Raw genomic sequence first — 24,947 nt, 5'->3', positions numbered from 1 at the left:
CTCCGCTCACGACGGAGTCCCCATGGCTTTCCTGCTTCGCCGCCTCGTCTTCTACATGGCAGCCTTCATCGCGGCAGCGACGATCAATTTCTTCCTGCCCCGTCTGATGCCGGGCGATCCCGTGCAGATCATGTTTTCGAGCGCCGGCGCCGAATTGCCGCCGGAAAGCCTGCAGGCGCTGAAGCTGACCTTCGGCTTCGTCGACGGTCCGCTCTGGCAGCAATATCTCACCTATCTCGGCAGCATCTTCACCGGCGATCTCGGCCGCTCGATCAAGTATTTCCCGTTGCCGGTCACCTCGGTTCTCGGCCATGCCCTCGTCTGGACCGTCGGCCTGATGGGAACGGCGACGATCGTCAGCTTCGCGCTCGGCACCTTCCTCGGCATCCTCGCCGCCTGGCGGCGCGGCAGCAGGTTCGACGTCATCGTCTCCGTCGGCGCGATCTTCGCGACCTCGGTACCAGCCGTCGTCACCTCGCTGATCGTGCTCTTCATCTTCGGCTTCACGCTCGGCTGGTTCCCGAACGGCTATGCCGCCGACCCGTCGCTCGATCCGGCCTTCAGCCTGCACTATATCGGCAGCGTCGCCTATCACGGCATCCTGCCAATGGTGACCCTCTGCACCGTGCTGATCGGCGGCTTCACCGTCACCATGCGCAACAACATGATCAACCTGCTCGGCGAGGATTATATCGTCATGGCCCGCGCCAAGGGCCTTTCCGACCGGCATGTGATGCTCTGGTATGCGGCGCGCAACGCCCTGCTGCCGACCGTCTCCAGCCTTGCCATCGCGATCGGCACCATCCTCGGCGGCTCGCTGGTGACGGAGGTCGTCTACAACTATCCCGGCCTCGGCAACATTCTCTACCAGGCAATCCTCGCCCGCGATTATCCCGTCATCCAGGGCCAGCTCCTGATCATGACAGCAACCATGCTGATCGCCAATTTCATCGTCGACGTCAGCTATATCTCGCTCGACCCGCGGCTGAAGGGAGCGTGAGATGAAGAGCCTGCTGCGAAACCGCAAGGCGCTGATCGGCCTCGTCATCATCGCTCTCATCATCGCCGTCGCGATCGCGGCACCGCTGCTGACGCACTACGATCCGGCCGCCCGCACCGGCAGGCCGCACCAGCCGCCATCGCTCGACCATCTGCTCGGCACGACTCGCATCGGCCAGGACGTCTTCGCCCGCCTGCTCTACGGCGCCCGCACCTCGCTTGCCGTTGGCTTCGGCGCCGGGCTGCTGATCACGCTCGTTGGCACAGCGCTCGGCATCATCTCCGGTTATCGCGGCGGCAAGACGGACGAAATCATCAGCTTCTTCACCAACATGGTGCTCGTCGTTCCCAATCTGCCGCTGCTACTGGTGCTCGCAGCCTTCATCGGCCAAGCAAGCCCGCTCGTCATCGCCCTCATCCTCGGCGCCACTTCCTGGGCCTGGGGCGCACGCGTCACCCGCGCCGAAACGCTCTCGGTCAAACACAAGGATTTCGTCAAATCGGCCGAGATGATGGGCGAGCCGCAGTGGCGCATCATGACATTCGAGATCTTCCCCAACGTCATATCCATCGTCGGCATCAATTTCATCGGCAGCGTCATCTTCGCTATTATCACCGAAGCGACACTGGAATTCCTGGGGCTCGGCGATCCCAAAGCGATCTCCTGGGGCACGATGCTCTATAATGCGCAGAAGGCCTCCGCACTTTCGGTCGGCGCCTGGTGGGATATCCTCACCCCCTGCTTCGCGCTCGCCTTCCTCGGCATCGGCATGTCGCTCCTCAACTTCGCCGTCGACGAGATCGCCAATCCGCGTCTGCGCACTGGCAATCACCTGAAGCGCTGGTCGCTGCTCGTCCACTCCGGGGAGGGCCGCCTGTGACGCAGCCGCTGCTCTCGGTGAGGAACCTCACCATCGATTATATCGGCGAGGAGAAGGATTTCCGCGCCGTCGACGACGTCAGCTTCGACGTCACGCCGGGCCAAGTTTTCGGCCTCGCCGGCGAATCCGGCTGCGGCAAGAGCACCATCGCCTTCGCCATCAGCCGCCTGCACAGGCCGCCGGCGCTGATCCGCAAGGAGAGCCGCATCCTGCTCGACGGCCGCGACGTGCTCGGCCTCGACCGGCAGGCGCTTGCCGCCTTCCGCTGGCGCGAAGTCGCCATGGTCTTCCAGAGCGCCATGAATTCGCTGAACCCGGTGCTGCGCGTCGAGACGCAATTCTATGACGTGCTGCGCACGCATAAGAACATGAGCCGCGCGCAGGCCCGCGAGCGCACCGCCGAGATGCTGAAACTGGTCGACATCGCGCCGGACCGCATGCGCGACTACCCGCACCAGTTTTCCGGCGGCATGCGCCAGCGCATCGTCATTGCCATCTGCATGGCGCTCGATCCGAAACTGGTCGTCATGGACGAGCCGACGACGGCGCTCGACGTCGTCGTCCAGCGCGAGATCCTGCAGCGCATCAACGAACTGCGCCGCAGCTTCGGCTTCTCGGTGCTTTTCATCACCCATGATCTCGGGTTGATGGTGCAGTTCTGCGATCGCATCGGCATCATGCTCGGCGGCAGGCTCGTCGAGCAGAACGATGCCGGCGCGATCTACAAGACACCGCAGCACGCCTATACGAAAAAGCTCTGGGCTTCCTTCCCCTCGCTTCATGGAGGCGTGCTGCTATGAGCGAAACCATCCTCGTCCTGGACCAAGTGAGCAAAACCTTCGGCCACGGCGCATCCGCCGTCCATGCCGCCCGCTCGATCTCCTTTTCGCTGCATGCTGGCCGGGCACTGGCGCTCGTCGGCGAATCCGGCAGCGGCAAGACCACTTGCGCCCGCATGGCGATGCGCGAATATCAGCCGACAGCAGGACAGATCCTCTATAAGGGCCGCCCGGTCGAAGGCGCCGGGGCGGACGAGATCGCGCGCTACCGCAGATCCGTGCAGATGATTTTCCAGGACCCGTTCGCCTCGCTGAACCCGGCGCATACGATCGCCCACCATCTACAGCGGCCGCTGAAGCTGCACAGGCCGGATATCCGCCGCAGCGAGATCGATGCGACGGTGCGGGAACTCTTGCAGCGCGTCAGGCTCGACCCGGATCTTGTCGCGCCGAAATATCCGCATGAACTCTCCGGCGGTCAACGCCAGCGCGTCAACATTGCACGCGCCCTCGCCGTCAAGCCGGAGGTGATCGTGGCGGACGAGCCGACTTCGATGCTCGACGTCTCGGTGCGCCTGGGCGTGTTGAACCTTCTGAACGAGATGAAGCAGGAGATGAATCTCGGTCTGCTCTACATCACCCATGACATCGCCACTGCCCGTTACGTCGCCGAGGACATCGCGGTGATGTATGCCGGCCAGGTCGTCGAATGGGGCAGCACCGCTCGGGTGATCGACAACCCGCTGCATCCCTATACAAGGCTGCTGCTTTCGGCAGTGCCCGATCCCGATGTCCGCTTCGACGATCCGAAGGCGCGCTTGATGCCCGAGGAGGTGGAACATATCCGCCGTCGTTCGGCCGCACCGCAGGACGAGATCGTCGAAGCGGAGCAGAACCATTTCATGCGGATGATCTGAGGCCGGCTTGCTGGCCTCGCTCTTCGCCCTGTGCTAGGGGACGGTTCCTTTCATGTGAGGCGAAACCGTCATGCTGCCCTGGATTCAGCTCGATTCCGCGACCATTCCCGGCGAAGACGGCGAACTCAGGCTGAAGCAGCGCGGCAGCGAATTCTCGATCATGCTCGGTGCCAACGAGTTGATGAACAGCCGCCTCAGCGGCTCGGAGGAAGCGCTGGCAACGCTGTCCTGGGAACGGATCACGGCGCATCCGAAGCCCCGAATCTTGATCGGCGGGCTCGGCATGGGCTTTACCCTGCGTGCCGCCCTCGCCGTCCTTCCCGAAGATGCCAGCGTCACCGTCGCCGAACTCGTGCCCGCCGTCGTCGCCTGGGCGCGCGGGCCGATGGCCGAGGTCTTCAAGGGCTGTCTCGACGATCCCCGCGTCGGCATCCATCAAGGCGACGTCGGCGAGGCGATCCGTGCCGGCAAGGCAGGCTATGACGCGATCCTGCTCGATGTCGACAACGGCCCGGACGGGCTGACCCGCGAATCCAATGATCGGCTCTACGATTTTAACGGCCTTCGCGCCACCCGCGACGCACTTCGCCCCGGCGGCGTGCTCGCCGTCTGGTCGTCCGGCCCCGATCCCGATTTCACACGGCGTCTCAAGGACAGCGGCTTTTCTGTCGACGTCGTCAACACCCGCGCCAACCGCAAGCGCGGCGCCCGCCACGTCATCTGGCTGGCGGTCAAACCGGTCCGCTGAGACGAGCTCAGCCGCCGGAAGCGATCCTGCGCGCTGCGTTGATCGCACGGCGGGCGCCGGCGCGCAGTTGCACGGTCTCCGCACCGGCAATGACCAGGTCGAAGCCGAACTTCAGCAGTTCGCCAGCCCGCTCGCCATCGCCGGCATAGGCGCAGGCGAATTTGCCGTGGGCGCGGCAGCGAGCAACGGCATGCTGCATGGCGCTGTCGATTTCGGCGGCGTTCGGCGCCACCTGGTCGCCGTTCGACAGCGCAATCGAAAGATCGGCAGGACCGACGAAAATGCCGTCGATGCCGGTGACGCCGAGAATGCCGTCGATCGCGTCGAGAGCGGCGCGGGTTTCGATCATGGCGATGGCGACAGTGAGTTCGTTGGCGCTCTTGAGATACACGTCAGCCGACAGACCGGTATGGTTCAGCGCCAATGACGGCCCCCAGCTGCGCTCGCCGAGTGGCGGATATTTCGTGGACCTGACCAGGGCTCGCGCGTCCTCGGCCGAATTGATCATCGGCGCGATGATACCGGAGGCGCCGGCATCGAGCAGCCGCGAAGCGGAGGCAAAATCGCCGACGGGAATGCGCGCGATGGCCGGCTTGCCGGCAAGACGCGTCTGAGCGACGGCGTTTGCCGCCGACTGCATGTCCCACATGCCATGCTGCATATCCAGCACGACGGCATCGAAAGCTTCCTGCGCCAGGTGGTTGACGAGCATGGCGTCGGGGATGCCGACCCAGGCGGAGATCATGCCGCCCTGGTGCTTCCTGATCCGGTCCGCAAAGCCATCGATTTCAGCTGCGCTCATGCCATTCTCCTCATTCGACAGGCCGTCTCCGGCCGGATTGCCGCCAAGCGGCGGCAGCAGTTTATCCTCTGCGCCGCCGCGAGATGATGACCATCACGACGATGCCCGCCGCCGCCAGAATTGCTCCCCAGAGCATCCAGATCGTTTGGGCGATCATGAAACTGGAGGCCGGATAGGGAAAATAGCCGCTTCCCTGCCCAATCCAGATCAGGCCGAGCAGGACCATAAGCAGTCCGATGACATATCCGATCGTTCGCATGCTTCAGCCACCTTCTTCATGAATTCGATCCCACAATGTCGATCGGCATCGCCGATGACAAGGCTTCTCCCGTGGAGAAATGCAACCGCTACTCAGCATTTCTCTCTACCTCATCCGACAGCCAGGTGCAGAGCTTCTCGCTGAGGACATTTGGAGACCGCGGCGGCACCAGCCAATAACCGCGGTCGGCCGCCTCCAACTGCGGGCCGGCTTGCAGCAGCATGTGCGCCGAAAGAAGCGTATCGACGAGGCCGATCCAGCCGAGCGCCACGCCCTGCTCGCTTAGTGCGGCCTGGATAACGAGCGAATAGGTATTGAAACTGATGTCGCCGCGGCCGGCATTGATGTCACGCTGGACGGAAAGTTCGGCAAAATAACCGCGCCAGTCGAACCAGGGCGATGGCAGCGGCGCGTCGAGATGGATCAGCCTCGCCTTGGCAAGCTGCCTCGGATCGTCGAAAGGACCATTGCGATCGAGAAACCCGCGTGTGCAGACAGGCACGACCCTTTCCGGCAGCAGAAGCGTACCGACGGCGCCGAATTCCGCCCGCGTACCGAAAACCACCGCAACATCCGCCTCGTCGCGAAATCCGGCCGCAAGCCGCTGCGTCGCGACGATCTGCATATCCGTTTCCGGGTGCAGAAGGCGAAAGCCATCCATGCGCGGGATCAGCCAAAGTGCCGAGAAAGCATAATCGGTTCTCAGCCTGACCACCGGTCTTTGCGCCTCGACCCGGAAACTGCGGGCGAGCGCGTCGATGTCGCCGACCGCCTTGGCGGCCACTTCGAGAAGCCGCTCGCCTTCCGCGGTCAGTTCGACGCCACGATGCTGGCGGCGCAGCAGGCTGACGCCGAACTGCTCTTCCAGCCGGCGGATCTGATAGCTCACGGCCGGCTGGCTCAAACCGAGAAGCGCTGCCGCCGCGGAAAAGCTCCCGAGCCGCGCCACCTCGATGAAGAGGCGCATCCATCCGAGCTCAGGCGTCCGTTCTGACATAAAGATCCTTTTGGGCAGATATCGAAAAAAGCCGCCTTTACAGGCGCGATATTAGACGCTTCAATAAAATCTTCAAATAGCAAAAGGCAATTCAAATGGCGCGCCCGAATATCCTCATCCTGATGGTGGATCAGCTGAATGGAACCTTCTTTCCCGATGGCCCCGCCGATTTTCTTCACGCGCCGCATCTGAAATCGCTGGCAGAGCGCTCGGTACGCTTTGCCAATACCTATACGGCAAGCCCGCTCTGCGCGCCGGCGCGCGCCTCCTTCATGTCCGGGCAATTGCCGAGCCGGACGCGCGTCTACGACAATGCGGCCGAATTTGCTTCCGACATCCCGACCTATGCCCACCATCTGCGCGCGGCCGGATACCAGACGGCGCTATCAGGCAAGATGCATTTCGTCGGCCCCGACCAGTTGCATGGCTTCGAAGAGCGCCTGACGACGGATATTTATCCGGCCGATTTCGGCTGGACGCCCGACTACACCAAGCCCGGCGAACGCATCGACTGGTGGTACCATAATCTCGGCTCGGTCACCGGCGCCGGCGTGGCCGAAATCACCAACCAGATGGAGTATGACGACGAGGTCGCCTATCACGCCACCCGCAAGCTCTTCGATCTCTCGCGCGGCCAGGATGAACGCCCCTGGTGCCTGACCGTCAGCTTTACCCATCCGCACGATCCCTATGTCGCACGCCGCAAATTCTGGGATCTCTATGAGGATTGCCCGGCCCTCGACCCGGCGGTCGCGCCGATCGCATATGGACAGCAGGACCCACATTCGCAGCGCCTGATGAGAGCCTGCGACCACGATGCTTTCGACATCAGTCAGGAGCAGATCAGGCGGGCAAGACGCGGCTATTTTGCCAACATTTCCTATGTCGACGAGAAGATCGGCGAGATTCTCGACGTGCTGGAACGCAGCCGCATGGCCGACAATACGATCATCCTGTTCGTGTCAGACCATGGCGACATGCTCGGCGATCGCGGTCTCTGGTTCAAGATGAACTTCTTCGAAGGTTCGGCTCGCGTTCCGCTGATGATTGCGGCACCGGGCTGGAAGCCGAAGCGCATCGACCAGCCCGTCTCCACCCTCGACGTGACGCCGACACTCGCCGGCCTCGTCGGGATCGATATCGCCTCACTGAGACCGTGGACCGAGGGTTGGGATCTCGCAGCGCTTGCCCAGGGCGGCGGCAGCCGAGGCCCCGTGCCGATGGAATATGCCGCGGAAGGTTCCGAAGCGCCGCTCGTCTGCCTTAGGGACGGGCGATACAAGCTCTCGCTCTGCGAAAAGGACCCGCCGATGCTGTTCGACCTTGAGGCCGACCCCCACGAGCTCGAGAACCTCGTGGAAAATCCGGCGCATGCCGACGCCTTGGCAAGCCTTGTCGAACAGGCCGGCCGGCGCTGGAACCTTTCCGATTTCGACGCAGCCGTGCGCGAAAGCCAGGCGCGCCGCTGGGTGGTCTACGCCGCGCTGCGCAATGGTGCCTATTATCCCTGGGATTATCAGCCGCTGCAGAAAGCCTCGGAGCGCTACATGCGCAACCACATGGACCTGAACGTTCTGGAGGAGAACCAGAGGTTCCCGCGCCAGGAATAAGCTTATTAAGCCAACCTGCGCGCCGGCGCCTCATGCAGGAAATCCTCGATGAACGCCTTTTGCAGCAGAATGCCGTCCCATTCGTTGGAGAAGAACGGCGAGTCGTAAATCACAGTGAAAGGACCGGCGTAACCGGCCGTCTCGCACATCTCCAGGCACTTGCGGTAATCCTCGGCATCGAGACCCGCAGCGTTATAGTCCGCCTTGGCGTGGCAGATTTCCGCCCGGCGCATGATATCGGCGAGGCCCTGATATTTGGCCGGCGCCGTCCAGTTGCCCAGATCGCCGTTGAGCCCGACCGTGCCGTCCAGCCGGTCAAGCAGCCAGTTCATCTCGACCGGTGACGGCAGCAGGTCGAACCAGTTCTCGACGACGACACGCACGCCGCTGCCTTCCGCCTGCTCTGCCAGCCAATCAAGATGGCGGGCGGCGCGGGCAAGGTTTTCCGGCGTCGGCTTCTGCTTGCCGGCGATGACGCGCATCCTTTGCGCCCCGAGCGCAGCCGCGATATCGATCCACTCTGCCATCCATCTGACATCGCGTTCGGCCGTTTCGGGATGGCTTGGATCGCCGTCCTCGACCAGTAGCGTCTGGAACAGCACGTTCGACGACGCCACCGCGTCGCTGAGTTCAGTTAGATAGACGGCATCAAGGCTCGGCAGATGGAAGGAACAGACCTCCAGCCGGTGGATATCGCGCGCCGCGAGCGCCGCCGGCATGTCGATCAGCGCCGCGCCGCCGGGGCCGTAGGGCTCTTTCGGCGCCGCACTCTTATCGGGATCGGGGCTATAGGCATAAACAGCGCCAAGCAGCCGATGCAGCGACCAGGTCGAAACCGCGAAGCGTCCGTTCTGCAAAACTTGCACGTGCCTTCCTCCAGAATCTCCTCACCCATCAATGGCAATAAACACCGGGCGGTTCAATTGCCAATTTCAGACGAAATCGCCCCGGACCACCGCCTCGGCCACAAGTGCCGCCCCCAGCAGCGCCTCGTCGCGATTTGCGGTCGCCGAAAGCAGCAGACCGACCGGCATGCCTGCTACGCCCGTGCCGCAGGGGATGGAAACGCCGCACCAGTCGAGGAAATTGCCGAGCGCGGTATTGCGCAGCGTCTTGTTATTCGTGGCGAAGAACAGTTCGTCATCCTTTTCCAGCGGCGAGATCGGCGGAGCGACATGGGCGACCGTGGGAAAAGCGATCAGGCGATTGCCAATGAGGCGGTTCGTATCGGCGATCAGGCGGCTGCGCGCCTGCAGCATCGCGATGTAATCGGGCGCCGTTGTCCTGCTTCCCAAGCGGGTACGCATGACGACGCGATGGTCCATACGGTCTGCATCCGGTCCCGCCAAACGTTCCTGGTGAAGGGCGAAAGCCTCCGCCGTCACCAGTGGACCATATCTCGTCATCAGATCGAAGAATTCGCTGAAGGCGGGAATGACGGTGCGGGAAACAGAGGCACCGGCGCTTTGAAGACGTTCCAAAGCCATCTCGAAAGCAGCGACAACGCCCGGTTCCGCCGCATCGAAAACGATATTTTCGGGCACGAGCAATTCCAGCCCCCGCAACGGACGCTCGATGACATCAGGCGCGGTCAGGCCGCGCATCGCCGCATCGATCCACACGCCATCCCTGACGCTGCGGCAGAGCGGCCCCAGCGAATCGAGGCTCTTTGCCAGCGGATAGACGCCGTCCATCGCATGACGGCCTGATGTCGCCTTGTAGCCGACGATCCCATTGAAGGCGGCGGGAATGCGCACCGACCCGCCGGTATCCGTGCCCATCGCGACCGGCACCAGCCCGGCTGCGACGGCGACACCGGCGCCGGAGGAGGAGCCGCCGGGGATGCGCGGGAGATCGGTGCCGCGCGGATTGACCGGCGTGCCGTAATGCGGATTGATGCCAAGGCCGGAAAAGGCGAACTCGCTCATATTGGTGCGGCCGATGGCAATCATGCCCGCCTGCCTGAGGAGACCGACGACCGCCGCATCGCGAGTGGCGGGCGGATCGGCGGCCAGGACGACGGACCCTGCCGTCGTTGGCAGGCCCTCAATGTCGAAAAGATCCTTCCAGGCGATCGGAACGCCGTCCAGCAAACCGAGCGAGCGCCCTTCCCGCAAACGTTTGGAGGAGGCGCGCGCCTCCTCCATCGCCCGGCCTTCGAGCAATGTGGTGAAGACCGCCTTGTCGGCAAAACCCGAGATGGATTCGAATACCGTCTCGGCCACATCGACCGGATCGGCGACACCGCCCTGGATGAGAACGGAAAGCTGGGCGACAGACATCGCACCGAAGGATTTGCTCATGGGACGGTCCTGATGAGAGATGCCGCCTAGGACTAACCCGGATCATTCGAGCGGGCCAGAGCCTCACGATCTTTTGCATTTATTGGTACGAATTTTTGAACACTGAGTTTGAATATCGCCCCTTCAATTGCCACGATTGAAGACACACATGCATGCACGCATGGCGAGCCGGTTCGGCACGAGGGTGAGAGTTTACTCTTCGACCGGCTCGCATGTGTTCCAGGAGTAATTAAAATGACAGATTGTGAAAATTTAAGCCGTCGCCAGGACATGGTGACCCTCCACGTGAAAGAGGACGAAACTGCCGGCCCAGGCGAGCGCGACTATGTGGAACATGTCAGCGCCCAGAAACTTTCCGGTTTCGAGCGCATCGTCGTGGTCGCAGCGCTGGTTGTCTTGAGCTTTGTCGGTTTTGCCGCATATTCTTCCAGCGAGACGGATCCGGTGACGACATCGGCCATTGCCGCCACCCCTGACGATACGCCGCACCATCAGCCTTACGGCCATTGCCGTGACAGTAGCCCTTATGCTGAAAGGGTCTGCTGATAGCAAAGTCGACTACCCCCGGGCGACATTGTTCGCCGGGGAGACGTTCCTTCGCCGGGCATGGAGACCTCTGGCTCAAGGCTGCGTTGACAGCAAAAAGGGGAAAGAACCATGGCCGGCAAGATCGATTACAATCTCGAACGTTTCGTCGATGCCCAAAACGGCATCTACGAGCAGGCGCTTTCCGAGCTGAGGGCCGGACGGAAAACCTCCCATTGGATGTGGTTCATCTTCCCGCAGATAACTGGTCTCGGCACCTCGGCAATGGCGGAAAAATACGCCATACGCTCGGCCGGGGAAGCCGCTGCCTATCTCGCCGATCCCACGCTCTCAAGCCGGCTGCTGCGCTGCGTCGAGGCGATTTTATCGATCGACGGCCGATCGGCTCATGACATCCTCGGCTCGCCTGATGATAGCAAGCTGCGCTCTTCGATGACCTTGTTTGCTGCGATCAGCGATCACGACTCACCCTTCCACCGGGTGATCGATCGTTTTTATCAAGGAAAATTCGACGAGCGGACGATCGAGATCCTCAGCGCCAGGGACTAAGGCCAGTGCTGGCCCCAGTCGCATCAGCGAAAAAATGGCGATCCGCATGCGGCGTTCCATCCTTTGACCTGGCAAGCAGGGTAGGCGACGTTGATTGATTTTCTACTCTGAGAATCACTGGGCACATGATACCTACCCTGGATAGCTGGGGTTTATCACCCATGGCGCAATCCCGGCGAAGGCCGCCTCCGTCGCTTTTTTGTGAGTAATTGCTTAAATTCTTGAGTTGTTAGCTTTTTTTCATGATGATGCCGGTGAACGCATCCGAGTCTTGGGTAAGAATGTCTGGTGGGGATCAAATTTCCAATGTTGCAGATCAGAGCTGGGACGAAATGCATTGCCTTTTTGATAGCGACCGGAGTGATTTTGGCTGGTTGCCAGTCATCCGGCGTTGATGGTCTGGCTGCTTACGGCGACAGTGCCAAAACCCTCCAGGACGACTCGGCGGTCGCCTTCTACAAGAACGACGAGCTGATAACCAACGGCAAACTGCAGTTTCAGGAAAAAAACTACGGAAAATCCTACGCCATCTACAAGCGCGCCGTCGACGTTTTTCCGGAAGACCCGGCCGCCTGGCTAGGCCTGGCAGCCTCCGCCGACATGGTTGCCCGCTTTGACACGTCCGACCGCGCCTACCAGCAACTCTCGCGGATGATCGGCAACACCCCGGTCTACTACAACAATATCGGATATTCTCACCTGTTACGTGGCGACCTGCGGACTGCCAGACGCTATTTCCTGAAAGCCTATGAGCTCGATCCCGGAAACGAAGTCACTGCCCGTAATCTCGAACTGATGAAGAACAGTGTGAAGTATGCTCAGAGGTAATCGATCCTTCAGCGATCTGCAATCTGCGTCGAGATGAGAACGCCCTAGATATGAGCAGCGGCACGGCGCCCCTGGCGGCGTCCACCGATTGCTTTGGGGATTTCGGCGAAGTCGGTATTTACCGTGCCTTCCGAAGGATGAGCTTGCCTTCCGGCGAGAGCGTGCGTTCGTAACGCGGCAGGTTATTGATTGGAATGCCGCCGGCTTCGATGGACGCAAGAGTGCTATCCGGCGTTAGAGTTTCCGCCGACAGGGCGCGGACCGAAGGTGCGAAAAATTGTGCTGGTTCCTTGCCGGGCGCGCTGAGGACCAAGGCTGAACCCATGCGTGCACCGCTTCTGTCGTTGCGCATCCCTTCGTTCATCGACAAAATGGACTTTTGCAAGCTATCAATCTCCTGGCGGATCAGTGCGACTTCGTCGGCCTTGGCAGTATCCGCGATGTTGCCCGACTGCTTTTCCATTTGTCCTCTCAGGCCATCAATGGACCTTTTGAGCGCGGCGATGGTTTCGCGGCTCTCGCGAACATCGGCTGAGTTCTTGGCCGTATAAATGAGAACGCCGGCATTCACCGGCAGGAGCATGAGGATCAAACCGACGAGCAGCGGGTTTCTTGAGCCTCTCGGCTCTGGTGTTCGCATGTGGCTTGGTTTTGCGCGGTCGGCTTCGATGTCGATATTCGGGATGCCGGTCATTTGTGTTACTCCCCCGTAAGTCATAAAGTTGGACACATTGTCCGGGAACAGGCGATCAGCACCAGGCCCGCAATCATTCCGACGTAAATACACCTTCCCACGCCCGTTCGAGCATATCGAGCGACGCGATTCCTGTTATGCCGTTGAATTCGCAGTAAGAACCGACGAAATCGATAAGATATTTCGGATGATAACACGACGCTAGCACTTCGCCATTGTACTTGCGATCGTAGAACAGGTTCAGGTCTGGATCGCAGACAACCACTCCGGCGCCGCTGGCATAGGATTTGAAAATTCTGATATATTCGTCTCGCGACGGCGTGTTGACATAGATCTTGTATTTGAGGCGCCGCAAGCCCGCCTCGTCGGAGAGGTCCTTCGGTGCGATATTGGTCGAAAACACGACCAACTCGTCAAAGGGAACCTTGAACTTCTTGCCGGTGTGCAGCGTCAGGAAGTCATATCCGCGCTCGAGCGGCACAATCCAGCGATTGATGAGCGCCTGCGGCGCCACTTGCTGACGCCCGAAGTCGTCGATAATGAAGACGCCGCCGGAGGCCTTCAAGTGTATGGGCGCTTCATAGACATTTGGCCCGGCGTTGAAGGTGAGATCGAGCTGATCGAGGGTCAATTCCCCGCCCGTCTTGATCACCGGGCGGCGGCATTCGATCCATCGGCGATCCGCTTTCGGATGAGAATCCGTATCAGCCTCGGATACAGGGTGGTGCACGGCTTCGTCATAGAAACTGATGACATGGCCGCCGACCTCGATGGCATAGGGCACCCAGATCGTTTGGCGAAACAGCTGCGACGTCCGCTCGGCGATGCTGGTCTTTCCGTTGCCGGGCGGTCCGTAAAGCAGAATAGAGCGGCCGGAGTTAATGGCCGGGCCGAGCTTTTCGACCAGGGTGTGCGAGAGCACCAGCCCCTCAAGGCTGTCGGTCAGCCGCTCGGGGGTCACGCGCTCGTCATGGATGGACTGCAAACCGAGTTGCCGGCAGAACGCGTCGAGCGATACCGGCGCCGGTCCGACATATTGGCATTGACGCGACGCCGTGTGGGCATATTCGAACCCCTTCATTGACAGCGCATATCGGACATCGGATTTGACATCCTCACCCGCCAAGCCACGGGCCTCGAGATAGGCGAGTTTTACCAGTTCCTTGATCAGGATGTTGACGATCACTTTCGGCAATTTCATGCGCTCAGCGAGATGAGATGCCGTGGTCGTATCCTGTTCGACCGCACATTTTGCGGCCAGCCGGAGCAGGAACGACTGATCCAATCCCGCTTGTTCTAGGCTTGCCGGTGCCATTGGCATCCGCGGGTCGAGGGAAATGATCGCATCATTACGATTTTGTTCGAGCGAATACTGCATACGACCTCGCTTGGCTCAACCGCCGGGTTTCATGCTGACGAGAAGCATGACGACACGGATAACAATGGGGACGAGAACGATGATGAGGCTCACCGGAAAAAGGAAGGCGCCGAGCGGCAGCAGCATCTTGACCGGCAGGGCGTTGGCCTTTTCCTCCGCGCGGACAATACGCAGGTCGCGCATTTCCTTGCTGTAGACCCGCAGCGTCTGCGTAACGCTGGTCCCGAGTTCCTCCGATTGGCGGAACAGAACGGAAAGGGCCCGGGCCTCATCGATCCTCAGGCGGGTGGCAAGGTTGGCGAGCGCCTCGCGCAATCGCCGGCCGCCACGCACTTCCAGCATCATGATCGAGAGATGCAGGCCGAAGTCCTGCTTCTTGTCGACGAATTCACGAGCAACCCGGTTTGCCGCCGCCTCGATGCTCATGCCCGCATCGAGGCAGACGATCAGCATATCCATGAAATCGGGAAAGAGTCGGCGGTACTCCCTCTCCTTGGCGGCGCCGCGCCGGTCGATATAGATGTTGACCAGGATGAAGGTTACGCCCGCAGCAAACATCGCAATGATCAGGGCCGCCATCTGCGACATATTGGGTGCGATCCGGTTTACGGCCCAGACCGCCGCAACGAGCACGCTGATACAGACCACCGCGCGAACCACCTGGAAGGTGGTCACGGCGCCGGCAGCGAAATACCCCGCACGAATCAGCCGGTTCTGGGTGGAGTTCACATTCGTGTCGCGTCGCGTAATCTCGAAATAGCGACGGATCAGGCGGTTTTCAGCCTCGCCGAGATCGGCGATTGTCGTATCGCCGAGGTGGAACTCCTCGCGGGCTGCCGCCGAGCTCTTCGAAACCCGAACCGCGACCTCGCGCTGTCGAAAAAACAGTTCCGAGGCTGCTGCTGTAAAGATCAGGACTGCAAAGAAGACGATGAGGTAAATTCCATACTCACTCGACATGACCGCCTCAGTACTCGAAGTTGACCATCTTGTAGAGAATGACATTCCCGATCGCCATGGCGGTGAGCAGCACGCTCACAATGGCGGTTCCGTAGCCGCTATCCCAGACGGGATCGAAGTAGGTCGGCGACAATGCCTTGATCATCGCGTAGAGCAGAAAGGGATAAATCGACATGAAGATCGCCGTGATACGCCCTTCCGAGGAAATCGCTCTGACCTTCGCCTTCAGCATCGTCCGGTCTCGCAGCGTCTTCGAAAGGTTTTGCAAGATCTCCACGAGATTTCCGCCGGTTCCCGCCTGTACGCTCAACGATATCGCGAGCAGATTCAGATCCTCGACGCCGACCCGGCCCGCCAAGTTGAGAAGGGCATCATCCAGTGTAACGCCGTAGGTGAGTTCATCCGAGAGGAGGCCGAACTCGGTGCCGATCGGATCAGGCATCTCGCGGGCCACCAGAGCGATCGCCGCCGGCAGCGGGTGGCCAGCCGCGAGGCTGCGATTGGCGACATCCAGCGCTTCAGGAAGTTTCAGTTCGAATTTCTTCATGCGGCTGGCCCGGGCGCGCCAGACGACGAGTGCCGGGACGAGGAGGCAGATCAGGAGAAAGACGGGTATTCTGAACAGAGTGCTCGGCACGAGGAACTGGACGACCAGCCATGTCACAAGTGCGCCGGCGATCGCGAAGAGAGCAAAACGCCTGATATCGAACTTGATTCCCGACTGGGCGTAGAACCGCAGCAGTCGCTGCATTATGGGGGTTTGCCGCCAACTGTCGCCGGCACCGCGCTCCTTGAGCATATCGCTATAGGTTTTACGATGATCATCGCTGACCTCGAGCAAGCGCAACCGATGGTTCACCGCGCGGTGGCGTTCGGATGTCTTGAAATAGCCGCGCATGATCGCTTCGACAGCGACTAGGGCCGCGGTGAAAACGGCGGCGTAAAGCAGCGTGAGGGTCGTCATTGAACAGGCCCCGTTTGCAGCGGTTTACCGGGATCGAAAATCGCCACAGGGATCTCGATCCCGAGTTCGGCAAATTCCTCGACGAACCGCGGCCGGATGCCGGTGGCGCGGAATTCTCCATGGATCCGCCCACCTTCATCGGTGTTGATTTTCTTGAATTTCATAATCTCCTGCATCTGCACGACTTCGCCCTCCATGCCGGTGATCTCGGAGATCGAGACAACTTTGCGGCTGCCGTCGCTCAGGCGCTGTACCTGCACGATGACGGTGATGGCGGACGAGATCTGCGAGCGAATACTCAACTGCGACATCGGCATCCCGGCCATGCCGACCATCTGCTCAAGCCGGCCGACGGCGTCGCGGGGCGTGTTGGCGTGAATCGTCGTCATCGACCCCTCGTGCCCGGTATTCATCGCCTGCAGCATGTCGAATGCCTCGTCGCCGCGGACTTCGCCGACGATGATGCGGTCGGGGCGCATGCGCAGGGCGTTTTTCAGAAGTTCGCGTTGGCGGATCTCGTTGCGTCCGTCGAGCGTCGGCGGTCGGGTTTCCAAGCGCCCGACATGGGGCTGCTGCAGTTGCAGTTCGGCCGCATCCTCGATGGTGATCAGGCGCTCCTTTGGAGAAATCTGGGACGAGAGAGCGTTGAGCAAGGTGGTCTTGCCGGAACCGGTGCCGCCTGAAATCACCATCGACACCTTGCCCTTGACCGCAGCGCTGAGAAGGATGCGCATCGCATCGGCCATGGCGCCATATTGCACCAGGCGCTCCAATGTCAGCGGCTTGCGGGTGAATTTGCGAATGGAAACGAGCGGTCCATCGACCGAGATCGGCCTGATGGCAACGTTGACACGCGAGCCATCCTTGAGGCGGGCGTCGACCATCGGCGTCGACTCGTCGACGCGGCGACCGACGGCCGAGACGATCTTGTTGATCACCCGAAGCAGATGGTCCTCGTCCTTGAACCGCACGGCGGTGCTCTCGAGCTTGCCGCTCCGCTCGACATAGACGCTGTTGTAGCCGTTGATGAGAATATCCGCGATCGTGTCGTCGGCCAGCAGCGGCTCGATCGGCCCCAGCCCGAGCATCTCGTCGGTGATATCGCGAATCAGATCATTGATTTCCTTGGCATTCAGCGGAAAGTTGTTATTGCGGATGTAATCCTTGACCAGCGGTCGGATCTCGGTGGCGATCTCCTCGTTGTCGAGCGTGTCGAGAATCCCGAGGTTGATGCGATCGAGCAGGTAGCGGTGCAGATTGACCCGCTCGGAAACCAGGTCCGGCCCAAGCGAAGCTTCTTCGCCACTCACCGTGCTGCTGACAGAGACCGGTTGGGCAGGCATGTTCTGCGCTGCGACGAGTGACAGTTCGGCCGCCTCCGGATGTTCGCGGATTTCAGGCTCCTGCTGATGCTTGTAGAAACGCCCCATGATGCCGTTCGCCATGTTTCCCACCCCTGAACTATTTTACAATGACCGTGGAACCGACTTTCACCCTCTCATAGAGATCGATGACGTCGGCATTGCTCATGCGAAAACAGCCCGATGACGCGAAATCGCCGACCGTCGACTGCTCGTTCGTTCCATGAATGCGGTAGAGCGTGTCGGTCCCGCCCTTGAAGAGATAGATCCCGCGAGCGCCCAAGGGATTGAGCGGCCCGGCGGGCACCAAGTCCGGAAGCCCGGCTGCGCGCGCCTTCATCTCGGCAGGCGGGCGCCAGTCGGGCCACTCCGCCTTGCGTCCAACCTTGACAGTCCCGCTCCAGCGAAATCCATCTCGTCCGACGCCGATCTTGTAACGGATCGCCCGTCCATCGGAGATGACGAGATCCAGCGTTCGGTTCGCGCTGACGATGACGATCGTTCCAGCCGCGTAGCCTTTTTCGATCGTCACCACCGTGCTTGTCGTCGGCCCAAGGCTTCGCGGCACTAGCCCGGCTGCCGCCGCATCCCCGGCGACGGCCAGAACGGCCAGAAACACAAGGCCGACGCAGGACCTTATGCACCCACTGTCAATCGCCTTCATCGCACCAATGCTCCAAGTTTACCGACCGCGCCGCAGAAGCGCGCACGGGAATTCACCTGAACCGGCAGCACTCCGCGGTTGACCGCCTCGCTCAAAGTCTCCCAGTCATCCGCAATGACGTGCGTCGGGATGTCCTTGAATATCTTCTCCGTTTGTTGTCGGCGCAGGCCGAGGCCAAAAAACTTGGCGCGGTATTTGTTGATGACGATGAATATCTGATCCGCACTTCCTCGCAGCCGCACCAGGTTTGAAAACAAATCCTTCGCATGAGAAAGCGCGGGGACCGTCATTTCTGTGACGATATAGATGCTGTTGACCGAAGTGAGCACCTCGTATTTCCACGGCGTGTCATAATAGGGGATGTCGACGATCGTGTGGTCGCTCTCAAAGGCGGCCACGTCGAGCATACGCAGCACGAGTTCACCGCCCTTCGGCGCCAGAAGGACTGACGGCTGCTTGAAGGACAGCAGTGAAAAGCCGCCCGGATGCCGCTTTCGGACAAGATCGATGAATTCGAGATCGACCCGGGAAGGATTGGCGATGACCGGTTTCAAGTCGTAGTCGTTGACAAGATTGAGATAATAGCCGAGCGCCCCAGAACAAAAATCCGTGTCGAACAAGTCGATCCTCGGCGTGGAATTCTTGGTCGGCTGGGCCAGCACATGCGCGAGCGACGAAGCGATCATGCTGGCGCCCGCGCCACCGACGGCTGAGACCACGGCATGCACCCGGCTGTCGCTGGCGCCCGTGCCTGGCGCATGGGTCGAAATCATGTCGATCAGGGCGCGGCGCTCGAGCGGCTTCTTCAGCCAGTCATTGCCGTTCAGGCGGAAGAGCAGCCGCAGCATGTCGTCCGGCAAGTCTTCGGAGACGACGACGAGCGGAACGTCCCGATAGCGGGTGCGAAACGCGAAGAGCTCCGGCTGCTGCAGCAATTCCCCGTTGTCGACGTCGAGAACGATCAGTCCGAACTGCGTCGGATCGAGTCGGCCCTTTTCTCCGAGCGCCTTCAGCGAGAGATGGCGGACATCGTAACGCGAAAGCGACCCGAATGTATCGAGCATGAAGCTCGCTGCGGCCGCGTCGTCGGAGAGAACCAGGATCTTGGTGGATGCGGCAATGTTCATGTGCGCTGTCATTTTCGCTTTCCTACGCGTAACAAGAAGTCAGCAGGTTGAGCAGGTCTTCAGGTCTTCCGTCGTGATCGTCACCGGATGGGCCGGGATGGTGACGTCGTTCAGTCCCAGCAACCCGCCGAGGATCGGCAGATCGAAGGTGATGTCGCGCACCTCCAGCCGCATCGTCAGCACCGGCCCGTCCGGGCGGCCCCAATAGCCGAGCCCCGATCGCTGATAGGTGACCATCAGCTTATCCGGCGTGATGCGCCAGTTTAGGTCGCAAATGCCCGGGTGGGGATCGGTTCCCGCGTTGCAAACGCCGTCGCTTCCGAGGACAATCCGGTTCAATGCCGCCGTGCTGCAGTTCGCAAGAGCCGGTCCGCAGGTCGAGGATATCGTGGCATCGTTCGGCGTCGCTTTGCCGTTGTTGAGCGGATCGGCAGCTTCGACCGGGAAAACGGCAGCGAAATTGGTTGTCAGCGGATCTGATACGGCCGCCAGTCGGGCACCATATTGCAGTGCCTTGACCGTCTGATTCCACTGCGACATGGCATAGCCGAACTCGATGAAGGCGGCGAAGACCAGCATGACGATCGGAAAGGTCAGCAATGCTTCGACAAGGCTGGCGCCACTGCTATCCTGCCAGAATGCCTTGATTGCCCTGGAGGTCACCATCCGATGTATCTCTCTTCATGGAAGGAACTGATCGTGATGGCGTCGAGTCCGAGAAAGGCGAATACCGGTGAACTCTGATAGAGATGCGCAGTGGAAATGGTGATGTTGCCGTCCGCATCGGGTGCACTGATTGTGATGTCGGAAGGGTCGTTCCAGCCGGGGACACGGGGCTCAGCATCTGCCGCGGGTGTTTGCGTTCCGTAAAAAGCAATGGTCTTGGCCGTCGCCTGATTGCATGTCGGCACATAGGTTCCCGAGGCCGGTCGGCAGCGCGAAAGGTAACGCCCCGCATCGCGCAAGCCTGCGTCGATCTGCATGCGCTGCCAGAAGATGCTGCCAAACTCCAGTATTCCAGCCGCAAAGAGCGTCACAAAGGGGATTGCGAGCAGCGCTTCGGCGAGCACTGCGCCTTCCTCCCGCCGCCAGAAACCGAGGCAAAGCCGATGCAGAATAAAATTGCGGAACGCAATCATCTGACCAGCTCCGATTCTTCCCGCAGGAATTCGTCCAGCGTACCGCGACCACCCTTGCCGGTGATGTCGATCATCTCCAGGGAAAGGTATCGTTCGCCGGCATCCTTTATCGCCGGCTTGGTCAGGAACATGCGCGCGAAGGCAACGGCGCGCGTGGCCTTGTGACCGTTCAGATGGCCGACCGAAGCCTCATAGCCACAATTGACAATGGCCGAGAAAATCTCGCGGCGGTCGCCATATTCGGCTGCCGTATAGTTCGAAAGGTCCGGGCCGGCATAGCACTGACCACCCGTTGCCGGCGTTCCGGTCTCACCATTCGCCGAGGCATGATTGATGAGAGCCGCGTTTGCAAGCTCGTAGCGATAGACGTCATAAGCGGAGGGCTGTGCTGGCGTTCCGGTCGCCTGCGGGGGATAACTGGAGTAGTTGCTGAGGACCGTGCTCACCGAGGGCGCTGCCGTGCCCTGCGCGACATTCCAATAGGTCGTGTAGTTCCAATTGTTGCCACTGCTGATCTTGCCGCCGGCAAGCGAGGTCATGCCCGCTCCATAGCCGAGCGGCAAGGCCTTGGTCGCATCGCCGACAACGGCTCCGACCATGACTGGATTATAGGTATCGCAGCCCTTCTTGCCCTTGCCGCTGATTGACTGCGCGGAGCGCACGTTCTGGGCAGGCCGGTAACGATAATCTCCGTTCGCCTTGTTGAACGACGAGGAGTAGAAGCCGAAGCGCGTATTGACCCCGTCCTCGACGGGCCCCGCCTTTGCGCCGGTCTCGGTATCGAGGTTGTCCTGTGTGTAGCATGTACCGGGATTGCCGGTGGCAAGAGCCTCCGCCAGCACGGACGCACCATTGCCCAAGGGGGTCCGCAGGAAGCCGAAATTGCCGGGACCGGGATTGGATGCCGCGGTGCTGTGAAGCTCGATCTGTCGTCCATAGAGATTGCCGGCCGCAAAGTTGGTGTGCAGGGCCGTAGCTGCAGTTTCGCTGGCGCTTTCACTCGTGTTCCCCACCGGCTCGAACGGATTGCAGATGTAGATCGGCGTCACGTCGCAGGCACTGGCGTGATATACCGCCACGGCGTCGGCGGCGATGTTGATCGTATCGCGGGTAAAGCCGACCGGGATCGGAAAGATCGTCTGCATCGCTTGCGGCTTCGCGACGACCCAGGCATAGGACGCTTCGCTGGCCACTGTCGTTTCCATCGAAGCCGGGATTGATGTATCGTCGTTGGCCGGGATATCCTTCAGAAAAAGCACGGTAACAGTGCTTCCGGCATCGTTGCCGGCGTCATAGGTCACGCTGATATTCGAACCAAGCGACATGCCGGTTCCGCCGCCGGAAAAGGCCGCGCTGTTGGCGATTTTCTCGATCGCCGTCTGCGCCCTCGTAATGGCATCATCGCGGCCATCGAGTTCGCGGGCCCCGGCCAGCGCCATCGCATCGACGGCGTTCTGGAGATCGGTATGCAGGTTGCTGCTGCGACCGACATCGATGATCAGCAGCGAAAAGCCGAGAAGCATTGGCATGGCGATGAGCGTCAAGGCGATGACATAGCCGCGATGATCGTTCCAGAACCGTCTGACAACCCTGCTGAGCATTGGCGTCCCCCCATCACGGCGCTATCGCCGTGATGACCCCGTTTCGTGCATTTTCCCTCCGGCGCACTGCCGCAGTTCATGCCTTTCGCCAGCCTATTGGCTGGCGGTCGCCCCGTTGGAGGCCCCATTCGCCCCCATGGCCGGCGACGGCTGAACAACGCCCAACCCGCCGTTCTGATATTGAGTGACCACCCTGCGGATCACCTTGCCGTCGCTTGCGATTTGCGTTCGCTGGGCTTCCGGCGGGAACGGGTCCTGAATGTGGATGGCCTTGTTTGCTTCCACGGCATTGCCGAGCCCGAAGGTGATCGTGTCGCGATGGTTCATGTAGTCGGCGCAGCCGGAAGCGAGGCCGGCGGCTGCAAGGACGAAAAGGACGCGCTTAGCGTTTTGTAGCAACGGCTTGGACTCCCTGGTTCAGGTCGAGACGATGGCCATAGGGCCCAGTCACACCTTCGCCATTGCGAAAGCGTCGGAGCATGTCCTTGTCGACTTCCATGACACCGAGCGCAAAAAGCTCGAGGTCGTTGGACGAACGCGTCTGGTCGAGCGGACTGTAGAGATCCTCGCCAGGGCGGGCCGGTCGAACGATGTGCGGCGTGACGACGATGACGAGGTCGGATTCCTTCTTCTGGAAACTCGTCGAACGGAATAGTGCGCCGAGCACTGGTATCTTTCCGAGGCCGGGCAATTGCTGGATGTCTTTGGCATTGATCGACTGCAGCAGGCCGGCCAAGGCAAAGCTCTGGCCGTCGCGAAGCGCGACCGTGGTGCTGGCCGCGCGCGAGATGAAGCCCGGATTGCCGTTGACGTTGATCGACGGATCGAGCTCGGAAACCTCGGGCTCGATCTCCAGATTGATCAGCCCATCATCAAGAACCACCGGCTTGAAGGTCAGCCGCACACCGAAGGGGCGATAGTCCGTCTCGGTGGCGACCGTCGTGCCGTTGTTCGTCGTCTTCAGGATCGGCACCTCACCGCCGGCATGGAAGCTGGCGGTCGAGCCGCTCATGGCGATGAGGTTCGGCTGCGCCAGGCGACGCACCAGTCCCTTCTGCTCGAGGGCGTTGATCACCACATCGATGTGGCCGCCCGAGATTTCCAGCACCTTGGCGATCAACTGGCCGAAGGGCAGCGCCCCCGTTGCCGCACCCTTGGGATCGAGGAGGCTACGGACCAGGTTGCCGTCATCGTCCACGGTGATACCCTGGCTGGTCGTTGCCTTGCCGATTCCGTTGTTGCCGTGCCCGGACCAACCGATCCCGAGGTCACGACCCGTCTGGCGCGAGGCTTCGATGACCCGGACCTCCAGCATCACCTGCTGGCTGTCACTGACGCGCAACTGGTTCAGCACCGGCTGGTCGGAATAGGACTGGGCGATTTCCATCACCCGCTGCAGTTCGATGCCGTCGCGGACGAAGCCTGTCAGGCGAATGCGATCGTTGGAGTTGATGACCCTGACCCGAGCCGAGGGCGCGGCAGAGCGAATGGCGGAGGCGACTTCGCTGAAATCGCTGGCAACGCGGATGTCGATGACGCCGAGAAGCGACTTGTCTTCGCCATAGACCGAGATATTGGTGGCGCCGATCTTTTTGCCGCGAATGAACAGCGAGCGGTCGGAAAGCGGCACCACGTCGATCATATCGGCGCTGCCGATGACGAGATCCCCGAAGGGCTGCCCGGTGTTGAGCGTCAGCGTCTCGTTCGGAGGCAGCGTCACGTGCTGGACCGATTCGCCTAAAGTGACGGACTTTTCCTGTGCGTTGGCGCAGCCGGCAAATCCAGGGGCCAAACACACACAGGCCGAAAACACTGCCGCTAATGCCGCAAGGCTTTTCGTCCCTGCGATTCTTCTCTTGCCGCTCGCCATGCCTGCTTTAGCCCCCTCATTCGGCTAGCCGCACCTGCGGCATGCCGTATAAACATCACTGGACCAGGCCGACTCGGTGCTCCTCGCGCTTCGTCGTGTTCCAGACCCCCACTGTCACCCACTTCGGCTCAACCGGCAACACCGGTTCGACCCTTTGCTCCACAATCTGCACTTGTTTCTCGGGTTCTGGCAACTTCTTTTCCAAATCCTTGCCCAGTTCTGTCGCCATCGCCCCGCCACCGAGGTCGGCGACGGTGATCGGCCGGGTCTGCTCGATAGAGGAAGAGGCAACATTGCGGAGCGCCAGTGAGAGCGTGCCGATACTGGAGCCGAGGGTAAGGCGCTGCGCCTCGTCGGTCGTGACCTCAAAGGTCACGGTCTTGACGACGGATGGCTCGTCCTTGCGCTCGTCGGCCGTCTGGTCCACCGCCAGCACCTTGACGCCTTGCAGCAGCACGTCGACGAAGGTCTGATCGTTGCCGGCCGGTCCGCGCACGACCCGCGTCAGAAGCACGTCGACGCGATCGGAAGGCCTTACGAACCCGGCAACGCCGAGCACGTCGTTGACCCGGATGGAGACCGCCTTCATGCCCTGGTCGAGCGCCGCCGACAGCGTGGCGCGTTCGCCGGTACCGGTGATTTTCGAGGATAGAACCGGCTCGCCCGGATCGATCGCCGCCATGGCATAACGCGGCTGGGCATCGTTGCCGACGACCAGATCGATGCTGACGAACGAGCCTGCGGGTGTTTCATTGGAGGGCCAGGGAATGGCCCTGAGGTTTTCGGATCGAATCCGGTCGCCGAAGCGCATTGGCGTGGCGGCGACCACAAGTGTCCTTTCCTCGGCCTTCACGCCGTTCATCGCCAGCAGTCGGGCCTTCTGATCGGAGAGATACGCGCGCATCCCGAAAACTGCGGCGGCGGCGAGTACAAATGCAATAACGAGACTTAAAATCGTTGAAGAACGCATC

General features: G+C 61.0%; 27 protein-coding genes. 9 read left to right on the top strand and 18 right to left on the bottom strand.

The features are described from left to right. Positions 1 to 22: 22 nt before the first annotated feature. The 5 genes from HJC00_RS05690 to HJC00_RS05670 all read left to right on the top strand — a co-directional run bounded on the left by HJC00_RS05690 (position 23) and on the right by HJC00_RS05670 (position 4,324). On the top strand, positions 23 to 1,000 hold the full coding sequence (locus HJC00_RS05690; RefSeq protein ID WP_221163742.1) for an ABC transporter permease: 978 nt from the start codon (positions 23 to 25) through the stop codon (positions 998 to 1,000). A 1-nt stretch (position 1,001) separates the two neighbouring features. Then, on the top strand, positions 1,002 to 1,880 hold the full coding sequence (locus tag HJC00_RS05685) for an ABC transporter permease (RefSeq protein ID WP_210632351.1): 879 nt from the start codon (positions 1,002 to 1,004) through the stop codon (positions 1,878 to 1,880). After that, the gene (locus HJC00_RS05680; RefSeq protein ID WP_210632350.1) at positions 1,877 to 2,680 is read left to right on the top strand and encodes an ABC transporter ATP-binding protein; all 804 of its coding nucleotides are present in this window, start codon (positions 1,877 to 1,879) and stop codon (positions 2,678 to 2,680) included. Before HJC00_RS05685 ends, HJC00_RS05680 begins: the two co-directional genes overlap by 4 nt. After that, positions 2,677 to 3,576, top strand: coding sequence for an ABC transporter ATP-binding protein (locus tag HJC00_RS05675; RefSeq protein ID WP_210632349.1), 900 nt, complete (start codon positions 2,677 to 2,679; stop codon positions 3,574 to 3,576). The genes HJC00_RS05680 and HJC00_RS05675 overlap by 4 nt, the downstream gene beginning before the upstream one ends. 70 nt (positions 3,577 to 3,646) lie before the next feature. Further along, the gene (locus HJC00_RS05670) at positions 3,647 to 4,324 is read left to right on the top strand and encodes a spermidine synthase (protein ID WP_221145092.1); all 678 of its coding nucleotides are present in this window, start codon (positions 3,647 to 3,649) and stop codon (positions 4,322 to 4,324) included. Between the two features lie 7 nt (positions 4,325 to 4,331). Here the strand turns inward: HJC00_RS05670 and HJC00_RS05665 are convergent, their stop codons facing one another. From HJC00_RS05665 to HJC00_RS05655, 3 genes are all read right to left on the bottom strand, one after another. Then, complete coding sequence (locus HJC00_RS05665; RefSeq protein ID WP_221153373.1) at positions 4,332 to 5,126, bottom strand: HpcH/HpaI aldolase/citrate lyase family protein; 795 nt, start codon at positions 5,124 to 5,126, stop codon at positions 4,332 to 4,334. 61 nt (positions 5,127 to 5,187) lie between these two features. Continuing rightward, on the bottom strand, positions 5,188 to 5,385 hold the full coding sequence (locus HJC00_RS05660) for a hypothetical protein (RefSeq protein ID WP_221163741.1): 198 nt from the start codon (positions 5,383 to 5,385) through the stop codon (positions 5,188 to 5,190). Between the two features lie 88 nt (positions 5,386 to 5,473). After that, a complete protein-coding gene (locus HJC00_RS05655) occupies positions 5,474 to 6,382 on the bottom strand; it encodes a choline sulfate utilization transcriptional regulator (RefSeq protein ID WP_221163740.1) in 909 nt (302 codons plus the stop codon). A gap of 95 nt (positions 6,383 to 6,477) precedes the next feature. On the opposite strand from HJC00_RS05655, the gene betC reads away from it, so the two are divergent. Further along, positions 6,478 to 7,992: a choline-sulfatase gene (gene betC, locus HJC00_RS05650; protein ID WP_221163739.1), complete on the top strand. Its 1,515-nt coding sequence runs from the start codon at positions 6,478 to 6,480 to the stop codon at positions 7,990 to 7,992. A gap of 5 nt (positions 7,993 to 7,997) precedes the next feature. Here the strand turns inward: betC and HJC00_RS05645 are convergent, their stop codons facing one another. Both HJC00_RS05645 and HJC00_RS05640 read right to left on the bottom strand, forming a co-directional pair. Beyond that, positions 7,998 to 8,858, bottom strand: a complete 861-nt coding sequence (locus HJC00_RS05645) for a TIM barrel protein (protein WP_221163738.1) — start codon at positions 8,856 to 8,858, stop codon at positions 7,998 to 8,000. A 66-nt stretch (positions 8,859 to 8,924) separates the two neighbouring features. Continuing rightward, positions 8,925 to 10,295 carry an amidase gene (locus HJC00_RS05640; protein WP_221163737.1) on the bottom strand — a complete coding sequence of 457 codons (1,371 nt, stop codon included), beginning with the start codon at positions 10,293 to 10,295 and terminating at the stop codon, positions 8,925 to 8,927. Between the two features lie 270 nt (positions 10,296 to 10,565). Here HJC00_RS05640 and HJC00_RS05635 point away from each other — a divergent pair, with 270 nt between their 5' ends. The 3 genes from HJC00_RS05635 to HJC00_RS05625 all read left to right on the top strand — a co-directional run bounded on the left by HJC00_RS05635 (position 10,566) and on the right by HJC00_RS05625 (position 12,218). Next, positions 10,566 to 10,841, top strand: a complete 276-nt coding sequence (locus HJC00_RS05635; protein ID WP_210632662.1) for a hypothetical protein — start codon at positions 10,566 to 10,568, stop codon at positions 10,839 to 10,841. 111 nt (positions 10,842 to 10,952) lie between these two features. Continuing rightward, complete coding sequence (locus tag HJC00_RS05630) at positions 10,953 to 11,390, top strand: DUF1810 domain-containing protein (protein ID WP_221153370.1); 438 nt, start codon at positions 10,953 to 10,955, stop codon at positions 11,388 to 11,390. Between the two features lie 306 nt (positions 11,391 to 11,696). Beyond that, the gene (locus HJC00_RS05625) at positions 11,697 to 12,218 is read left to right on the top strand and encodes a tetratricopeptide repeat protein (RefSeq protein WP_221153369.1); all 522 of its coding nucleotides are present in this window, start codon (positions 11,697 to 11,699) and stop codon (positions 12,216 to 12,218) included. Positions 12,219 to 12,336: 118 nt separating this feature from the next. On the opposite strand, the gene HJC00_RS05620 is transcribed toward HJC00_RS05625, so the two are convergent. From HJC00_RS05620 to cpaB, 13 genes are all read right to left on the bottom strand, one after another. After that, a complete protein-coding gene (locus HJC00_RS05620; RefSeq protein WP_221163736.1) occupies positions 12,337 to 12,912 on the bottom strand; it encodes a hypothetical protein in 576 nt (191 codons plus the stop codon). A gap of 73 nt (positions 12,913 to 12,985) precedes the next feature. Continuing rightward, a complete protein-coding gene (locus HJC00_RS05615; RefSeq protein WP_221163735.1) occupies positions 12,986 to 14,290 on the bottom strand; it encodes an AAA family ATPase in 1,305 nt (434 codons plus the stop codon). A gap of 15 nt (positions 14,291 to 14,305) precedes the next feature. Further along, entirely contained in the window at positions 14,306 to 15,250 is a 945-nt protein-coding gene (locus tag HJC00_RS05610) for a type II secretion system F family protein (RefSeq protein ID WP_210632338.1), read from the bottom strand. A gap of 7 nt (positions 15,251 to 15,257) precedes the next feature. Next, positions 15,258 to 16,214 (bottom strand): type II secretion system F family protein, encoded by a 957-nt coding sequence (locus HJC00_RS05605; RefSeq protein WP_221163734.1) that lies wholly within the window; start codon positions 16,212 to 16,214, stop codon positions 15,258 to 15,260. Next, complete coding sequence (locus HJC00_RS05600; protein ID WP_210632336.1) at positions 16,211 to 17,659, bottom strand: CpaF family protein; 1,449 nt, start codon at positions 17,657 to 17,659, stop codon at positions 16,211 to 16,213. Before HJC00_RS05600 ends, HJC00_RS05605 begins: the two co-directional genes overlap by 4 nt. A gap of 16 nt (positions 17,660 to 17,675) precedes the next feature. After that, positions 17,676 to 18,239, bottom strand: a complete 564-nt coding sequence (locus tag HJC00_RS05595) for a L,D-transpeptidase (RefSeq protein ID WP_210632335.1) — start codon at positions 18,237 to 18,239, stop codon at positions 17,676 to 17,678. After that, positions 18,236 to 19,378, bottom strand: coding sequence for a pilus assembly protein (locus tag HJC00_RS05590; protein WP_221145064.1), 1,143 nt, complete (start codon positions 19,376 to 19,378; stop codon positions 18,236 to 18,238). Before HJC00_RS05590 ends, HJC00_RS05595 begins: the two co-directional genes overlap by 4 nt. 27 nt (positions 19,379 to 19,405) lie before the next feature. Then, positions 19,406 to 20,032: a TadE/TadG family type IV pilus assembly protein gene (locus HJC00_RS05585; protein WP_210632333.1), complete on the bottom strand. Its 627-nt coding sequence runs from the start codon at positions 20,030 to 20,032 to the stop codon at positions 19,406 to 19,408. Further along, positions 20,026 to 20,505, bottom strand: a complete 480-nt coding sequence (locus tag HJC00_RS05580) for a TadE/TadG family type IV pilus assembly protein (RefSeq protein ID WP_210632332.1) — start codon at positions 20,503 to 20,505, stop codon at positions 20,026 to 20,028. The genes HJC00_RS05585 and HJC00_RS05580 overlap by 7 nt, the downstream gene beginning before the upstream one ends. Next, entirely contained in the window at positions 20,502 to 22,106 is a 1,605-nt protein-coding gene (locus HJC00_RS05575; protein WP_221153368.1) for a TadE/TadG family type IV pilus assembly protein, read from the bottom strand. Before HJC00_RS05575 ends, HJC00_RS05580 begins: the two co-directional genes overlap by 4 nt. 93 nt (positions 22,107 to 22,199) lie before the next feature. Then, positions 22,200 to 22,505: a hypothetical protein gene (locus HJC00_RS05570; RefSeq protein WP_210632330.1), complete on the bottom strand. Its 306-nt coding sequence runs from the start codon at positions 22,503 to 22,505 to the stop codon at positions 22,200 to 22,202. Beyond that, positions 22,489 to 23,976 carry a type II and III secretion system protein family protein gene (locus HJC00_RS05565; protein ID WP_210632329.1) on the bottom strand — a complete coding sequence of 496 codons (1,488 nt, stop codon included), beginning with the start codon at positions 23,974 to 23,976 and terminating at the stop codon, positions 22,489 to 22,491. Before HJC00_RS05565 ends, HJC00_RS05570 begins: the two co-directional genes overlap by 17 nt. 55 nt (positions 23,977 to 24,031) lie before the next feature. Continuing rightward, complete coding sequence (cpaB, locus tag HJC00_RS05560; RefSeq protein ID WP_210632328.1) at positions 24,032 to 24,946, bottom strand: Flp pilus assembly protein CpaB; 915 nt, start codon at positions 24,944 to 24,946, stop codon at positions 24,032 to 24,034. Between the last annotated feature and the right edge of the window lies 1 nt (position 24,947).

It is taken from the genome of Rhizobium sp. NLR22b (genome assembly GCF_019685295.1).
In the GTDB taxonomy this organism is placed as follows: domain Bacteria; phylum Pseudomonadota; class Alphaproteobacteria; order Rhizobiales; family Rhizobiaceae; genus Rhizobium.
This window is presented reverse-complemented; position numbering and strand designations above follow the sequence as displayed.

Bases quoted from the DNA above. Each gene is read 5' to 3' on its own strand.
- HJC00_RS05690 (WP_221163742.1), top strand. From the start codon at position 23: ATGGCTTTCCTGCTTCGCCGCCTCGTCTTCTACATGGCAGCCTTCATC.
- HJC00_RS05685 (WP_210632351.1), top strand. From the start codon at position 1,002: ATGAAGAGCCTGCTGCGAAACCGCAAGGCGCTGATCGGCCTCGTCATC.
- HJC00_RS05675 (WP_210632349.1), top strand. From the start codon at position 2,677: ATGAGCGAAACCATCCTCGTCCTGGACCAAGTGAGCAAAACCTTCGGC.
- HJC00_RS05670 (WP_221145092.1), top strand. From the start codon at position 3,647: ATGCTGCCCTGGATTCAGCTCGATTCCGCGACCATTCCCGGCGAAGAC.
- HJC00_RS05665 (WP_221153373.1), bottom strand. From the start codon at position 5,126: ATGAGCGCAGCTGAAATCGATGGCTTTGCGGACCGGATCAGGAAGCAC.
- HJC00_RS05660 (WP_221163741.1), bottom strand. From the start codon at position 5,385: ATGCGAACGATCGGATATGTCATCGGACTGCTTATGGTCCTGCTCGGC.
- HJC00_RS05655 (WP_221163740.1), bottom strand. From the start codon at position 6,382: ATGTCAGAACGGACGCCTGAGCTCGGATGGATGCGCCTCTTCATCGAG.
- betC (WP_221163739.1), top strand. From the start codon at position 6,478: ATGGCGCGCCCGAATATCCTCATCCTGATGGTGGATCAGCTGAATGGA.
- HJC00_RS05640 (WP_221163737.1), bottom strand. From the start codon at position 10,295: ATGAGCAAATCCTTCGGTGCGATGTCTGTCGCCCAGCTTTCCGTTCTC.
- HJC00_RS05635 (WP_210632662.1), top strand. From the start codon at position 10,566: ATGGTGACCCTCCACGTGAAAGAGGACGAAACTGCCGGCCCAGGCGAG.
- HJC00_RS05630 (WP_221153370.1), top strand. From the start codon at position 10,953: ATGGCCGGCAAGATCGATTACAATCTCGAACGTTTCGTCGATGCCCAA.
- HJC00_RS05625 (WP_221153369.1), top strand. From the start codon at position 11,697: ATGTTGCAGATCAGAGCTGGGACGAAATGCATTGCCTTTTTGATAGCG.
- HJC00_RS05620 (WP_221163736.1), bottom strand. From the start codon at position 12,912: ATGACCGGCATCCCGAATATCGACATCGAAGCCGACCGCGCAAAACCA.
- HJC00_RS05615 (WP_221163735.1), bottom strand. From the start codon at position 14,290: ATGCAGTATTCGCTCGAACAAAATCGTAATGATGCGATCATTTCCCTC.
- HJC00_RS05610 (WP_210632338.1), bottom strand. From the start codon at position 15,250: ATGTCGAGTGAGTATGGAATTTACCTCATCGTCTTCTTTGCAGTCCTG.
- HJC00_RS05605 (WP_221163734.1), bottom strand. From the start codon at position 16,214: ATGACGACCCTCACGCTGCTTTACGCCGCCGTTTTCACCGCGGCCCTA.
- HJC00_RS05600 (WP_210632336.1), bottom strand. From the start codon at position 17,659: ATGGCGAACGGCATCATGGGGCGTTTCTACAAGCATCAGCAGGAGCCT.
- HJC00_RS05595 (WP_210632335.1), bottom strand. From the start codon at position 18,239: ATGAAGGCGATTGACAGTGGGTGCATAAGGTCCTGCGTCGGCCTTGTG.
- HJC00_RS05590 (WP_221145064.1), bottom strand. From the start codon at position 19,378: ATGACAGCGCACATGAACATTGCCGCATCCACCAAGATCCTGGTTCTC.
- HJC00_RS05585 (WP_210632333.1), bottom strand. From the start codon at position 20,032: ATGGTGACCTCCAGGGCAATCAAGGCATTCTGGCAGGATAGCAGTGGC.
- HJC00_RS05580 (WP_210632332.1), bottom strand. From the start codon at position 20,505: ATGATTGCGTTCCGCAATTTTATTCTGCATCGGCTTTGCCTCGGTTTC.
- HJC00_RS05575 (WP_221153368.1), bottom strand. From the start codon at position 22,106: ATGCTCAGCAGGGTTGTCAGACGGTTCTGGAACGATCATCGCGGCTAT.
- HJC00_RS05565 (WP_210632329.1), bottom strand. From the start codon at position 23,976: ATGGCGAGCGGCAAGAGAAGAATCGCAGGGACGAAAAGCCTTGCGGCA.
- cpaB (WP_210632328.1), bottom strand. From the start codon at position 24,946: ATGCGTTCTTCAACGATTTTAAGTCTCGTTATTGCATTTGTACTCGCC.